Origin of the sequence: Allotamlana fucoidanivorans (assembly GCF_006265225.1) — a bacterium.
GTDB lineage: Bacteria > Bacteroidota > Bacteroidia > Flavobacteriales > Flavobacteriaceae > Allotamlana > Allotamlana fucoidanivorans.
Map to the genome: position 1 here is coordinate 166,248 of NZ_VDCS01000008.1, position 15,444 is coordinate 181,691.

General features: G+C 35.0%; 13 protein-coding genes. All 13 read right to left on the bottom strand.

Annotated elements, in window-relative coordinates; all coding sequences use genetic code 11:
* Positions 1–357: 357 nt before the first annotated feature.
* The 13 genes from FGF67_RS09685 to FGF67_RS09745 all read right to left on the bottom strand — a co-directional run bounded on the left by FGF67_RS09685 (position 358) and on the right by FGF67_RS09745 (position 15,335).
* Entirely contained in the window at positions 358–966 is a 609-nt protein-coding gene (locus tag FGF67_RS09685) for a hypothetical protein (RefSeq protein WP_139697180.1), read from the bottom strand.
* Positions 963–2,423, bottom strand: a complete 1,461-nt coding sequence (gene rpoN / locus FGF67_RS09690) for an RNA polymerase factor sigma-54 (RefSeq protein WP_139697181.1) — start codon at positions 2,421–2,423, stop codon at positions 963–965. The genes FGF67_RS09685 and rpoN overlap by 4 nt, the downstream gene beginning before the upstream one ends.
* Before the next feature lie 260 nt (positions 2,424–2,683).
* Positions 2,684–4,117 carry an asparagine--tRNA ligase gene (asnS, locus tag FGF67_RS09695; RefSeq protein WP_139697183.1) on the bottom strand — a complete coding sequence of 478 codons (1,434 nt, stop codon included), beginning with the start codon at positions 4,115–4,117 and terminating at the stop codon, positions 2,684–2,686.
* A gap of 142 nt (positions 4,118–4,259) precedes the next feature.
* Complete coding sequence (locus FGF67_RS09700; RefSeq protein ID WP_139697185.1) at positions 4,260–6,650, bottom strand: efflux RND transporter permease subunit; 2,391 nt, start codon at positions 6,648–6,650, stop codon at positions 4,260–4,262.
* Positions 6,651–6,697: 47 nt separating this feature from the next.
* Positions 6,698–7,969, bottom strand: coding sequence for a hypothetical protein (locus FGF67_RS09705; RefSeq protein ID WP_199240677.1), 1,272 nt, complete (start codon positions 7,967–7,969; stop codon positions 6,698–6,700).
* A 60-nt stretch (positions 7,970–8,029) separates the two neighbouring features.
* Entirely contained in the window at positions 8,030–8,587 is a 558-nt protein-coding gene (frr, locus tag FGF67_RS09710) for a ribosome recycling factor (RefSeq protein WP_139697188.1), read from the bottom strand.
* Positions 8,588–8,629: 42 nt separating this feature from the next.
* Positions 8,630–9,337: a UMP kinase gene (pyrH, locus tag FGF67_RS09715; protein WP_139697190.1), complete on the bottom strand. Its 708-nt coding sequence runs from the start codon at positions 9,335–9,337 to the stop codon at positions 8,630–8,632.
* 147 nt (positions 9,338–9,484) lie between these two features.
* On the bottom strand, positions 9,485–10,459 hold the full coding sequence (gene tsf / locus FGF67_RS09720) for a translation elongation factor Ts (RefSeq protein WP_139697192.1): 975 nt from the start codon (positions 10,457–10,459) through the stop codon (positions 9,485–9,487).
* Between the two features lie 86 nt (positions 10,460–10,545).
* Positions 10,546–11,310, bottom strand: a complete 765-nt coding sequence (gene rpsB / locus FGF67_RS09725; RefSeq protein ID WP_139697194.1) for a 30S ribosomal protein S2 — start codon at positions 11,308–11,310, stop codon at positions 10,546–10,548.
* Between the two features lie 186 nt (positions 11,311–11,496).
* Positions 11,497–11,883, bottom strand: a complete 387-nt coding sequence (gene rpsI, locus FGF67_RS09730; protein WP_139697197.1) for a 30S ribosomal protein S9 — start codon at positions 11,881–11,883, stop codon at positions 11,497–11,499.
* Positions 11,883–12,338 carry a 50S ribosomal protein L13 gene (gene rplM / locus FGF67_RS09735; protein WP_139697199.1) on the bottom strand — a complete coding sequence of 152 codons (456 nt, stop codon included), beginning with the start codon at positions 12,336–12,338 and terminating at the stop codon, positions 11,883–11,885. Before rplM ends, rpsI begins: the two co-directional genes overlap by 1 nt.
* Positions 12,339–12,525: 187 nt before the next feature.
* Positions 12,526–13,344, bottom strand: a complete 819-nt coding sequence (locus FGF67_RS09740; protein WP_139697200.1) for a hypothetical protein — start codon at positions 13,342–13,344, stop codon at positions 12,526–12,528.
* Positions 13,345–13,607: 263 nt separating this feature from the next.
* Positions 13,608–15,335, bottom strand: coding sequence for an amidohydrolase (locus FGF67_RS09745; RefSeq protein WP_139697202.1), 1,728 nt, complete (start codon positions 15,333–15,335; stop codon positions 13,608–13,610).
* Positions 15,336–15,444 lie beyond the last annotated feature (109 nt).

Genomic DNA, 15,444 nt, shown 5'->3' on the forward strand with positions numbered 1-15,444 from the left:
GGGGATGCTAAAATAAGACATCAAAAGAACCTATATCACGAGCAGATGACCTAGCATCGGCAGATGCTATTTTAAAATTGCAAAGAGAAGAAGGTTAGTATCAGTTAATACAATTGGAGGCGACACCTCAGATGGTGGAAGGCTTAAATGATACTGTTCAGAAAAGGCATATCTTGAAATAAAGCAGAGGTTAAACTTTCATTCGGTAGAAATGATAAAGAAAGACCAATCGTATTGGGTGTATAGGTTTAAAGGACAGTTTGAATAAGGGATTGAGGTTGAGGTGAGAACTGTGCTAAATACTCAAGGTAAATTAACTGCGTTTTTTTGAAACCTTGGCGGCATATACTCTAACTGCTACAACCAATAGGGTATTAAAATAAGTTGTGGCAATACCCCGATAAAAAAGCCCACCACTAGTTCTACGGCAACATGTGCTTTTACATGTAATCTTGAAGTGGCAACAGCACCAAGAACTAGGGTCATGACAGACAATGTGCCTACTATATTTATACTAAAGTGAACACTTAAGGCAATAAAAAACATGGTTAAACCAGATATTCCAATTAAATGAATACTGGCCTTAAACTTCATAATAGCTAGCATTAAACAGGTCATACTAGAAATAAGAATACCTAAGAAAAAAAAGTAGAGCTCTATAGATTCTGTAGGCGGTAAGATACGTTGAATGATAATAAGATTAATGATGCAGTTAAGCAATAACGGATACACACGCTCTTTAGTTGTTGTTAAATAGAATGACTTTACTTTTCCTAATACCTTTAAAAAGAAATAGAGTAGAATAGGTAATAAAATTGTTAATATGAATAGTGAGATTAATTTTGCTTTTACCACATCAGGGGCAACAAATCTAGGGGTTTTTGAGAAATAAAAAATAACCCCCAACAATGGCATAAACAACGGATGAAAAATAAAGGAAAGGCTTTTAAGGAACTTATCTGTCATATTTTTTTTCTTAGACGTGCCACTGGAATATCTAGTTGCTCCCTATATTTGGCCACTGTTCGTCTTGCAATAGGATAGCCCTTTTCTTTTAGAATAGCGGCCAAGGTTTCATCGGTTAATGGCTTTTTTTTGTCTTCTTCCTCTATAACGGTTTCTAATATTTTTTTAATTTCTTTCGTTGATACATCTTCTCCTTGATCATTTTTCATAGATTCTGAAAAGAACTCTTTGATGAGCTTGGTACCATAAGGTGTATCAACATACTTGCTATTGGCTACTCTAGATACGGTAGATACGTCCATATTAATTTCATCAGCAATATCTTTTAAAATCATTGGTTTTAAGCTGCGCTCATCACCTGATAGAAAATAATCTTTCTGATAATGCATAATGGCGCTCATGGTCACAAACAACGTTTGCTGACGTTGTTTAATAGCTTCTATAAACCATTTGGCAGCATCTAATTTTTGCTTGATGAAAATGACAGCGTCTTTTTGCGATTTAGATTTATCTTTGGCATCTTTATACCCTTTCAACATGTTGCTATATTCTCTGGAAACATGCAGTTCTGGAGCATTTCTACCATTTAGGGTTAATTCTAATTCACCATCCACTATCCTAATGGCAAAATCGGGAACAACGTGTTCAACAATTTTATTATTTCCAGCGTATGAGCCTCCTGGTTTTGGGTTTAAATGTTCAATTTCTGAAATTGCTTCTTTCAATTGATCTTCGGAAATGTCAAACTTTTGGAGTAATTTTTTGTAGTGCTTTTTGGTGAATTGCTCAAAAGCATAATCAATAATATTAATTGCTAAATCTGTTGCGGCCGTTTTTTGTTTTCTATGTAATTGAATACTCAGGCATTCTTGTAAATTTCTTGCTCCTACACCAGCTGGATCTAATTGATGTACAATGTGAAGCACGTCCTTTATTTTGTCTTCAGTGGTATATACATTTTGAGTGAACGCCAAATCATCCATGATGTCACTCAAATCTCTTCGTATATAACCGCTTTCATCAACACTACCGACTAAAAACTCAGCAATATCACGTTCTTCATCTGATAATCTATAGGTGTTTAATTGATTTGTTAGGTGTTGTGTAAACGATGTGCCTGCCGCATATGGGATGCTTTTTTCCTCATCATCACTACTATAATTGTTGGCTTGAGTTCTATAATCTGGGATTTCATCATCACTTAAATATTCATCAACATTAATGTCTTCGGCATTGATAGATTCGGTATCATTAAAGTCATCAGATGAATTATCAAATTCGTTATCTATATCATTCAGACTATCTTCTTTACCACCTTCAAGTGCTGGGTTTTCTTCTAGCTCTTGTTTTAAGCGCTGTTCAAAAGCCTGCGTGGGCAACTGAATCAATTTCATTAACTGAATTTGCTGCGGCGATAGTTTTTGCGATAATTTAAATTGTAATTGTTGTTTTAGCATGCCTAAAAGGTTACTTGATATCAAAAATAATATAATTAGATTAATTACCTACCCAACTTTGAAGGCTTTTATGAGTTCAAATGGATTCTAATACCAAGCTTTTATAATCGTTAAGCAGTTATTTGTAGATGCTTGCTGGGAGCTACTCTCCTTTGGGGGTACAAATTATATTGTTTTATATAGACAGATCAGTTTTGCCCATGGATCTTAAAGGATTACTATACGTTTTTACTTAGAATAGGTGTTATGCAAAAATCAAGTTAGAATTCAGCGTTTTGAGGTGTTCTTGGAAAAGGAATAACATCTCTAATATTGCTCATACCCGTTGCAAACATTACTAAACGTTCAAAACCTAGGCCAAAGCCAGAATGTACTGCAGTACCAAATTTTCTTAAATCTAAGTACCACCAAAGTTCTTCTTCTGGAATGTTTATTGCGGCCATTTTTTCTTTTAAAACATCTAAACGTTCTTCACGTTGGGCACCTCCAACTATTTCACCAATCCCTGGGAATAGAATATCCATGGCGCGAACCGTTTTGCCATCATCATTTAAACGCATATAAAAGGCCTTAATGTTGGCAGGATAATCAAACAAAATAACAGGACATTTAAAGTGTTTTTCTACCAAATAACGCTCATGCTCACTTTGTAAATCGGTACCCCATTCATCTATAATGTACTTGAATTTCTTTTTCTTGTTAGGTTTTGAATTTCGTAGAATATCAATAGCTTCAGTATAGCTTACTCTTTTAAAATGGTTGTCAGTAACAAAGTTTAGCTTTTCAATTAAAGACATTGGGCTGCGCTCAGCTTGAGGTTTTTTCTTGTCTTCATCTTGTAAGCGCTTATCTAAAAACTCTAAATCTTCGCGGTTGTTAACTAATATGTATTTAATAACATATTTCATAAAGTCTTCAGCCAAATCCATATTGCCAGCCAAATCCATAAAGGCTACTTCTGGTTCAATCATCCAAAATTCAGCCAAATGCCTTGACGTATTTGAGTTTTCTGCTCTAAATGTGGGGCCAAAGGTGTATACTTTACCCAGTGACATAGCATAGGTTTCTGCCTCTAACTGCCCAGAAACCGTTAGGTTTGTTTCTTTTCCAAAAAAATCTTTTGAATAATCTACGTTGCCATTTTCATCTTTCGGCGGATTTTCAGCATCCAATGTTGTTACCTTAAACATTTCGCCAGCACCTTCAGCATCACTTCCCGTTATAATAGGGGCATGCATGTAATAAAACCCGTTTTCATTAAAGTATTTATGAATAGCAAATGACAATGCGGAACGCAAACGCATTACGGCGCTAAATGTATTGGTTCTTGTGCGTAAGTGTGCATGTTCTCGTAAAAACTCAAAGGAATGTTTTTTAGGCTGAATAGGGTAGGTGTCTGGGTTAGAATCTCCTAATACGTCTAATTCTTTTACTTGAATCTCTACCTGTTGTCCCTTTCCTTGGCTTTCAACAAGTTCTCCTTTTACATGAATGGCCGCACCTGTGGTAATGCGTTTTAAAAGGGCTTCATCAAATTGTTCAAAATCAACAACGCATTGTATATTATTAAGTGTTGATCCATCGTTTAGCGCAATAAATCTGTTAGCTCTAAAGGTTCTTACCCATCCTTTTATTTCAACATCAGGTATAACAATTTCTTGCGACAGTAACTCCGAAACAGTTCTTAATTGCATAAATACTAGTTTTAAAATGTAAATATAAAGGTTTCAGCTTTTAAATTTGAAATATTAAAATGAAAAATCAATAAAAAATTTCGTTTAAAAGTCATAATAATGTTTTAATCTGTAATGATTTCTAAAGTGATTAACTTTGTTCTTATTCCTCCTCATCATCATCGTCAGGTATAATATTAATAGAGGGTTCTCTAAGTACCTGTTTGTTCGCAATGTTACGTTCAAGTGATAATAATAATGAAGGTAATAGTAATAAATTAGATAACATAGCAAACAGTAATGTGGCAGAAACCAGTGCCCCCAATGCTACGGTACCTCCAAAACTAGAGATGGTAAATACTGAAAACCCAAAAAACAATACAATAGAGGTGTAAAACATACTTACCCCTGTTTCTCTAAGTGCTCCGTAAACCGATACTTTTATTTTCCATTTGTTTGCTTGCAATTCTTGCCGGTATTTAGCCAGAAAATGAATGGTGTCATCTACAGAAATACCAAAGGCAATACTAAATACCAAAATGGTTGATGGTTTTATGGGCACCCCTAAATAGCCCATTAATCCAGCGGTAATTAATAAAGGTAATAAATTAGGGATAAGCGAAACTATAATCATTCTAGCCGATCTGAACATATAAGCCATGAAAAGAGCAATTAATAAAATAGCCAGAGATAATGAAATAGCTAGGTTTTTAACCAAGTATTTGGTTCCTTTTTGAAAAACCAAAGCCTTACCCGTCATGGTAACATTATATTTTTCTTTTGGGAATACTTTATCAATCTTGGTTTGTAGGTTTTCTTCAATACGTTCCATTTTGTCCGTACCTATATCTTTCATAAAGGTGGTGATACGCGCATATTGCCCCGTACTATCTACAAAGTTTTTAAGCAAATCAACATTAGAAGAGGAGTTTTTTGCATAAGACAATATAAAGTTGTTCTCTTGTGAGGTTGGAAGCTGATAGTATTTAGGATTGCCATTATAGTAAGCTTGCTTTGAATATTTAACCAAACCAACTACCGAAATAGGTTTTGAAAGCTCGGGTGTTTCAATGATCAACTCTTCTAGTTCATTCATACGCTTCAGTGTAGACAGCTTCATAACCCCCTTTTTCCGTTTGGTATCCACCATTATTTCCAATGGCATAATACCGTTAAATTCATCTTCAAAGAAGCGAATGTCATGCACAAAATCAGATTCTTGTGGCATATCTTCAATCAAACTCCCCGATATTTTTATTTGATAAATACCAATAATACTAACGGTTAATAGGATAACGGCTGTAATATAAATGGTTATTCTCCTATGTTTCACCATTCGTTCCATCCAATTTACAAATCCTCCAATCCAGCGTTTGTTTAAATGCTCTAGATGCCGGTCTTTTGGGAAAGGTAAAAACGTATAAATTATAGGAATAATAAGTAAACAAAGTACAAAGATGGCCAATATACTTAGCGAGGCAACAACTCCAAATTCTTTTAATAGTTTGCTTTCGGTTAAAATGAATGTGGCAAACCCAGAAGCAGTTGTAACATTAGTCATTAATGTAGCATTGCCTACTTTCGTAATAACACGTTGCAATGACTTTACTTTGTTGCCATGAAGCTTTACTTCATGTTGGTATTTGTTGATTAAAAAAATACAGTTGGGTATACCAATAACAATAATTAGAGGCGGGATTAGTGCGGTTAATACGGTAATTTCATAATTGAGGAAACCAATAATACCAAGCGTCCACATAACGCCAATGCACACAACAATGAGTGAAATAAAAGTGGCTCTAAATGATCGGAAAAAGAAAAAGAATATAATAGAAGTGACTAAAAGGGCAGCAAAAATGAATAGGCCAATTTCATCTACAATATTTTGTGAGTTCAGTGTTCTGATGTAAGGCATTCCTGAAACGCGAACATCTAGATGATACTGGTCTTGAAAGGCTTCAATATTTGGAAGTAGCACATCTATAATAAAGTCTTTTCTCGCTGGTGTGTTTACAATATCTTTATTTAAATAGATGGCTGTCCTTACAGTTTTAGTGTCTTTGTTGAATAAAAAATTGTCGTAAAAAGGATATTTCTTAAACAACTCATTCTGCAACTTTTCTATTTGAGCTACTGAAGCTATAGAATCTTTTATAAAGGGTTCTAGTTTAAACCGTTCATGTTTTGTGTCCTTTATGAGTTTTTGTAAATCTTGAATAGAGATAACAGTTTCAACAGCTTCATTAACTTTAAAAGCATCTGAGAGATGATTCCAAGCGTTTAGTTTTTCAATAGAAAAAAGAGTCGAGTCTTTAACGCCTATAACAATAAGGTTTCCTTCTTCTCCAAAGGTTTTTAAAAAATCATTATATATAAGATTTACCTCATGGTCATCTGGTAACAAATTGGCTTCAGTATACGTGAAACGCATATTTTCCCATTTAAGACTAAGCAGAACAGTAGCGGCGATTATACCAATAAGTATAATAATTTTATTACGAAGAATTAGTCTGGCAACGACATCCCAAAAGTGTTTGGTTAAAAGTTTAAGCATACGTCATTTTAAAGAAGCGCAAAGGTAGAAAAATCAGGCATAATACCTCAAAATGAGACGTTAAAAGTGAATTTAAACGCAACATTGTCACTAATGTTAGGAAGGTGGTAAGCACCATAGCGATATGTAAAGCTTAAACCGAACCCAAACAGTAATTTGTTGAATTCAAAACCAGATTCGGTAAACCCGTGCTTTAAAGAGCTAAAAGTTATATTGTCATGTCTTTCAGGATTGTCCATGTCTCCTATGGCATACCTAGAAATTAAAACCAACTGTGGTTTTAACTTATCAGAAATTTGAAACGGTGGTAAAAAATATCTAAACTGAATGGTGGCAAATTTATCAGAAAAGAATTCATTAAAATACATGGTTTCAAAACTGTTTAAGCCGGCCACGGTAAAGCGTTGTAGTATTTTTTCTTTTGTAATGTTATTGGGGTAGGCATGGTACAGATGGGTGAGTGGGGCATCGCCAATAGCCATACCAGTAACTAGAGTAATTTGCCCGTAATGGTTGGGGTTCTGACCAATCTTTTCAATAACCTTAAAATCAAACTTTGAGAAGTCAAAATCACCTTTAAAGGCATTTTTAAAACTTTTTGTGTATTGAAACGAAAACTTCGGGAATCCCGATTTTGTTTCTCTCATACCAATAGGAGTGGGTTCAAATTTACTAAACGGACTCCATTGAAATCCTACAATACCCGTAGTTATATTAAAAGAGTGATACGATGTGTCATTTAAAAGGTAGTTGTAGCTATAGGTAGGCTCAATATTACTTACTGCAAATTCGGCTTCTGATAGAAGGTGGGGTGCTATTTGATGTTCTATAGCCACTGCTGTTGTTATGTGCTTGTGAAACAAATCAATATTTAGCAAACGAGGTTCAAAAAACTGAAATACCCTAGAGTCTGTTATGTACCGTGTACTCCCCGTTTCTTGTAAATCATCTGTATAGGTTGCATTTAACCAAGTATTAGTTTTTTGAGCTAACCTAATACCTCCTCCAAAACTGTATTTAAATCTATGGTCTCTAAAACCGTAAACTGCATAGGTGTTGAATCTGAATTTTTCAGAAAAAGTATGGTTTGTTACTCCGCCTAGTCCAGTACGAATCCCTTCGTAATGGTTGTATTTTACTAAATACCTAAGGTCAAAATTAAAGTACTTGGTAGGGAAATAACCATTTCCAATACTTTTAAGTAATAAGTTTTTGTTAATAGAGTCTCGCTGAGGCTCATTAGTAACATCAATTGGCTCTTGTGATTGTGCCAAAAAAGTCGAAAAAATAGCTAATAAAAAAAATGAGCTTTTTGGCATTTAAAAACCGTTTATAGGCAGAATTATGAAAAAAGCGACATGGTAATAGTCGCTTTTCTATTATACGGTCATGATTTCTTTTTCTTTAGTATCAAAAAGATCATCAATAATTTTTACAAATTTATCGGTAAGCGCTTGAATATCAATTTCAGCATTCTTTTTTAGGTCTTCTGAAACATCATCATTTTTCTTAACCTCATTCATGGCTTCTTTTCTAGCCGTTCTAATGCTTATTTTAGCATCTTCTGCTTCAGCTTTTGCTTGTTTAGCTAATATTTTTCTTCGTTCTTCAGTTAATGGTGGCACATTAATGATTATAACCTCGCCATTATTCATAGGATTAAACCCTAGGTTGGCATAGGCAATGCCACGTTCAATTTCTTGTAGCATACTTTTTTCCCAAGGTTGAACAGAAATGGTTCTACCATCTGGCGTGTTAACATTAGCAACTTGCGATAATGGGGTTTGTGAACCATAATAGTCAACCATAACACTACCAAGCATGGCAGGGCTCGCTTTTCCTGCTCTTATATTTAAAAATGCCTTTTTTAGATGAGCAATGGCGTTATCCATTGATTCCTTTGTGGTGTCTAATATAAATTGAATGTCTTCGTTCATTGTTTTAATTTTTAGGGATTAAATCAAAAATTGCGCCAAGTATTAAACGTTAACTACAGTACCTATATTTTCGCCAGAAACTACTTTAAGTAAATTTCCTTTTTTATTCATGTCAAAAACAATAATAGGTAAATTGTTTTCTTGACTTAAGGTAAAAGCTGTTGTGTCCATAACTTTAAGACCTTTACGTAGTACATCATCAAAACTTATGGTGTTAAATTTAACGGCATTGGTGTCTTTTTCCGGATCTGCATTGTAGATACCGTCAACACGGGTTCCTTTTAAAATAACATCGGCTTCAATCTCGATAGCACGCAATACAGCGGCAGAATCAGTTGTAAAATAAGGATTTCCAGTACCGCCACCAAAAATAACTACACGGCCTTTTTCTAAATGGCGCATGGCTTTTCTTCTAATAAAAGGTTCGGCTACTTCATTTATTTTTATAGCGGTTTGTAATCTTGTTGGCATACCAGCATCTTCTAAAGCACCTTGTAAAGCCAATCCATTAATAACCGTTGCTAGCATACCCATATAATCCCCTTGTACACGGTCCATACCTTTACTAGCTCCAGCCACACCTCTAAAAATGTTACCGCCACCTATAACAATGGCTACTTCAACACCTTTGTCCATTATCGTTTTTATGTCTTGCGCGTATTCTGCCAAGCGTTCAGAATCAATACCATATTGGCGTGTTCCCATGAGTGCTTCACCAGATAGTTTAAGGAGTATTCTTTTATATTTCATGTTTTGTTTTAACTGAAGTTGCGCAAAATTACGTATTTTTTTTATTTTGGAATTTATATAAAACCTTAATTTTAGAATAAAAAAACCACTATTCAAGGGAATAGTGGTTTTATATGAATGTGTCCGCCAAAGCGGAAATGGTTCATGTTATCCTACAGTAGCACGTTTAAAACCAACGATTTCAACATCTCCAAAAGAAGCAACATAGTCTGCAACTGTTTTCTTTTCATCTTTGATGAATTTTTGATCCAATAGACATTGTTCTTGATCTAAAGTCGTGTTGTCAGAAATGAAACGTTCCATTTTACCTGGTAAAATTCGGTCCCAAATCTTTTCTGGTTTACCTTCAGCAGCTAACTCTGCTTTAGCATCTTCTTCAGCTTGTGCTAAAACTTCAGGTGTTAATTGTGCCATTGAGATGTATTTAGGTACATTTTTAAGTGTTTTACCTAAACGGCCAAGCTCAATATTGTCTTTTTCTATAACTGCAATTCTTGCTTCAGTTTCAGACGCCACATAAGCAGGATCAAAATCTTTGTATGATAATGATGTAGCCCCCATTGAAGCAACTTGCATAGCTATGTCTTTTACTAAAACATCAGCATTATCAACCTTTGCAGTTAAACCAACTAAAGCAGCAATTTTGTTAATGTGTACATAAGACCCCACATAAGCAGCTTCTAATTTTTCAAAAGCTGTAATGTCTAGTTTTTCGCCAATAACCCCAGTTTGCTCAACTAATTTTTCAGCAACAGTCATACCACCAAAATCGGCCGCTAAAAAGGCTTCTTTTGAATCGTGGTTTAAAGCGATATCAGCTAAATCATTAGCAAGTGCTAAGAAATTTTCATTTTTACCAACAAAGTCTGTTTCGCAGCCTAAAACTATGGCAACACCCGCTGTTTGGTCTGCATTGATTTTAGCTACAGCAGCACCTTCAGAAGACTCTCTGTCAGCTCTTTTTTCTGCTACTTTTTGTCCTTTCTTACGTAAAACTTCAATAGCTTTATCAAAATCGCCTTCAGCCTCAACCAAAGCTTTCTTGCAATCCATCATACCTGCTCCAGTTGCTTGTCTTAATTTATTAACTTCTGCAGCTGTTACTTTTACTGTAGTACTCATAGTAATTATAATTTAAAAAAAGTCGTTCAATTTATTTCCTGCAAAGAAAAGAACTAAACGACTTATTTGTGTTGTATTAATGTTTTTTATTCTTCTTCTTCAGCAACGGCTTGTTTAGCTTTTGCTTTAGTAGTTTCTTTTGCAGAGGAACTTGCTTCTTTTTCAGCTTTACGCTCAGCTAAACCTCCGGAAATTGCAGATGTTACATGAGATAAAATCTTATCAATTGATTTTGAAGCATCATCATTTGCAGGGATAACATAGTCAACCTGACGTGGATCAGAGTTGGTGTCAACCATTGCAAAAATAGGAATGTTTAATTTTTGAGCTTCTTTAATCGCGATATGCTCACGCTTAATATCTACAACAAATAAAGCACCTGGTAAACGCGTCATGTCACTAATAGATCCTAAGTTTTTTTCTAACTTAGCTCTTAAACGATCTACTTGTAAACGCTCCTTTTTAGATAATGTATTGAAGGTGCCGTCTTTCTTCATTCTATCAATAGAAGCCATTTTTTTAACCGCTTTTCTAATAGTAACAAAGTTAGTTAACATACCACCTGGCCATCTTTCAGTGATGTAAGGCATATTAATTTCTCCAGCTTTTTCAGCAACAATATCTTTTGCTTGTTTTTTTGTTGCAACGAATAAAATTTTACGTCCTGAAGCGGCAATTTTTGCTAATGCAGCTCCGGCTTCTTCAATTTTAGCCGCTGTTTTATATAGATTAATGATATGGATACCGTTACGCTCCATATAAACGTAAGGCGCCATGTTTGGATCCCACTTACGTGTCAAGTGCCCAAAGTGTACACCTGCTTCAAGTAATTCTTTTACTTCTACTGCCATTTTGTAATAGTTTACGTTCTGTTGAATTAGCAATGATTAAGTGGTCCTTTTAAAAATTCGCCTTAATCATTTAGATGCTAAACTAATTCCTGTCTTATTTATAGACCAGGACAACAATAACTGTTTTTTAAATTTTTGATATAGATGTGAAACAAGATAGTTTATGCCGCACATCTGAAAATGATATTAACGTTTAGAGAACTGGAATTTCTTACGCGCTTTCTTCTGACCGAATTTTTTACGCTCTACCATTCTTGGATCTCTTGTTAATAAACCTTCTGGTTTTAAAGTTAATCTATTCTCAGCATCAACCTCGCACATAGCACGAGAAATAGCTAAACGAACAGCTTCTGCTTGACCAGTAATACCACCTCCATATACATTTACTGTAATATCAAAGTTGCTTTCATTGTTAGTCAAAGCTAATGGTTGCTTTACTTTGTACTGTAACGTAGCGGTAGTAAAGTAATTAGCTAAGTCTTTTTTGTTAATCGTAATGTTTCCGCTTCCCGCAGATACATAAGCACGAGCAACAGCCGTTTTTCTACGGCCGATTTTGTGAATTACTTCCATTAATTAAATTCGTTTAAATTGATTGTTTTTGGTTTTTGAGCTTCGTGTTTATGCTCTGAACCAACAACAACGGTTAGATTACGGAATAAATCGGCACCTAATTTGTTTTTAGGTAACATTCCTTTTACTGATTTTTCTACTACTCTTGCAGGATCTTTTCCATACAATTCTGTAGCAGTTAAACTTCTTTGACCTCCTGGGTATCCTGTGTGACGAATGTATGATTTCTCAGCCCATTTGTTACCGGATAATGTGATTTTCTCTGCGTTGATAATGATTACATTATCTCCACAATCAACATGAGGTGTGAAGTTTGGCTTGTGCTTACCTCTTAATAGTTTTGCAACTTTTGAAGCTAAACGACCAAGCGCTTGACCTTCAGCATCAACCAAAACCCACTCTTTATTTACAGTAGCTTTGTTTGCTGAAATCGTTTTGTAGCTTAATGTGTCCACACTAATTGATTTTTAATTATTAAACATTCCTCTCTCAAAAAGAGTTTGCAAATTTACGATTATAAATTTGATTACCAAACCCTGCTGCGGGTTTTTTTGTTATTGAAAATCAGCTAGCTGAAGTCATATTATGTGTTGTATTATGTTAGGTAGGTATAAATTGTTTTATTTGGTGTAAAGCGCAGGTTTAAAATCGGGTAATATCTACAAGTTGAATGGTGGCTACCAAATACACATTATCACTCAACGGATTTACAACCATGGATGCTTTTATAGGAATAGTAATTTTGTCTGTGTCAACAAGATTACGTTTTAATGAGACTCCAATATCATTAAAGCCTGCTTTGCTAGAGTAGAATGTGGGACCGCTTAAATCGTTCCAACTAAAAGAATACCCTATATGCGCTTCTATTTTGTAATCTCCAGCTTTTTTGCTGTAAGTCACATTAAAGTATTGTGTATAGCGCTGTTCTCCCCGTCTTAATAAAATGTCATTGGCATCATCTTCAGGTAAGGATGGCCGGTCTCTACCAAATAAAAAGGTTGATGACAACAGTGAAAAATGATTAGATAGTTTAAAGCTTGCCATAAAATCTAAAAGGCCACGTGTGGTTTCTGGATTAAAATCAAAAAAACCAGACGCTGTGGGGATATTGGTAATACCTTCCGTGAAATTGTAATACCAGTCTAATCTTAGATTGAATTTTGGTCTGTAATAAATAAGAATAAGATCGGTTTCTTGATATGCACTATTTGTATTAACCCCTCCGTAAAATCCTAAAATAAAATCACCATATTTAACACCTGCTTGTGTAGCTAAAACAGGTGTTTTTGAAGGGGTAAGCCCTCTAAATACATTCATGGTTTTAAAAGCAAAAGACATATCGTAGGTAAATTTACCCTCTTCTACCTGAATAATTTCGTCTTCAAGAATACGGTCTTCGTTTTGAGCTATGGTTTGAGCACTGAGAGCAATAAGGATAGCAAAAAGAATGATTTTCTTCATTTTAATTTGTATTTAAATTAATTAATAAAGCCGTATCAAGGTTTCACCTTGTAACCCCTAAATTGGACAAGAAGGTTGAAAACTTAGTACAAAGCTATTTTGATTGACACTATGCATATTATAAATTAACTAGACAATAATAAAAAGCATTTATTTTAATTTAACATCGTCATCTTCTAATTTGTTTTATTAGTACTCTAACAACATACAGCATAAAAACTAGAATTAAACATAGCAGTTCTTTTTTTAAGAATATTTGTTAGTTACTTTTTTGGTTTTAGATAAACGGACTTTCCTTCTTTTATCGTTTCTAAAACAAGAATTTCTTTGATGTCTGCCTCAGGAACTTTTAACGGGTTTTTATCAAGAACTACTAAATCTGCTAATTTTCCAACTTCTAATGTGCCTTTACTATCTTCTTCAAAATGCTGATAGGCCGACCAACTCGTAATACCCTGCAAAGCTTCGTAGGCTGAAATTTTTTCGTCTGCTCCAATAACTTGTCCAGATCGCGATTTGCGTTCTACAGAAATCCCTACCATACGCATCAGGTTTGGTAAGGCTACTGGTGCATCTGTATGAATAGTGATTTTCACACCTTTATCCAAAGCTGTTCTGGTAGGGCTAATTTTATTACCTAAACTGTCTCCAATGATTTGTTTATGCCAATCTCCCCAATAAAACGTGTGCAATGGAAAAAGTGAAACCATTAAATTAAGGTCTTTGGCATCATCTAACTGGTCTTTACGTATGTATTGACCATGTATAATAACATCACGCCTTTTATCATGACTATAGCGCTCTTCCAATTTTCGCATAGTTCTTAACAGTTGATCTGCAGCCGCATCGCCGTTGGTATGACTTAGTATTTGCCAGTTGTTTTTATACCCTTTTTCATAAATGGTTAGTAAGGTGCTATCACTTGGTATGGCAGGATAGCCTTTATAGTTGGCGTCTTGTCCATCGGGTGGTATTAAATATGGAATTGTTCTCCAAGCGGTTCTACCTTGAGGAGAACCATCTAGGGTCACTTTCATACCTCCAATACGATAATGATTATTGTATGTGGTACTATTCCAAGGCGTACTCATCAACTCATCAACAACAGTGTAATCGATATAGCTGACTACATCTAATTTTAACTTGTCATTTTCTGATGCAGCCGCAAGCATATCATGACTAGCTTTCATGGTTCTACCATCCTGAGCCGTTGTATAGCCATATGATAATGCCATATTTTGACCAGCTTCAAAGAATTTATCCGAGGCTTCCTTAGTTACAGGAGTGGTTGCCTTAAAGGCATAAGGTATAGCAGCAAGCTCTTCTAAAACCCCATTGGGTTCATTGCTGCCTTCTTCTCGCCTAATAACCCCTCCTTCGGGATTTTTAGTACTAGCATCATAGCCTATTTTTTCTAGACCTTTAGAGTTAACAACAGCAAAATGCCCTGAAATATGAACAATCATAACTGGAAATTCTGTGGTTACCTCATCTAGATCATGCTTCGTTGGAAAACGTTTTTCTTCTAATATAGAATCATCAAATCCCATCCCAAAAACCCAACCAGTTAAGGCTCTGTTCTCTGGAGTATTCCATGCTTTTAGAATTTTAATAAGTTCGGGTATGTTTTTAGCTCCAGCATCTGGGGGAGGTAATATTTGTGCCCCAATAGCCTGAATACTAAATGCTGTAAAATGAGCGTGACCATCAATAAAACCAGGCAACATAGTATTGCTGTTTAGGTTAACTTTTTTGGCGTTGCTAAATTGCTTTTCAGCTTCATTAAGCGTACCTACAAAGGCAATCTTGTCCTCTTTTACAACCAAGGCCTCTGTATATGTTGGTGTGGCACCTTTCATAGTAAGTATGTCTCCCCCAAAATACAGCTGCGCATCAAACGATTCTTTTTTCTCTTGCTTACATCCAAAAGTGAAGCACATGCTTAGCACCAACAATATAATTGCTGTTTTTCTTTGATTAGTTAATTTCATAGTAAATGTATTTGCAATAGTTTTAATTTTTTTTAAACACCAGAATATTCAAGAAAAACATGTTTAGGTTTTTAACTTAAAGCTACAAGTAGCTGATTTTTAGCGCTTC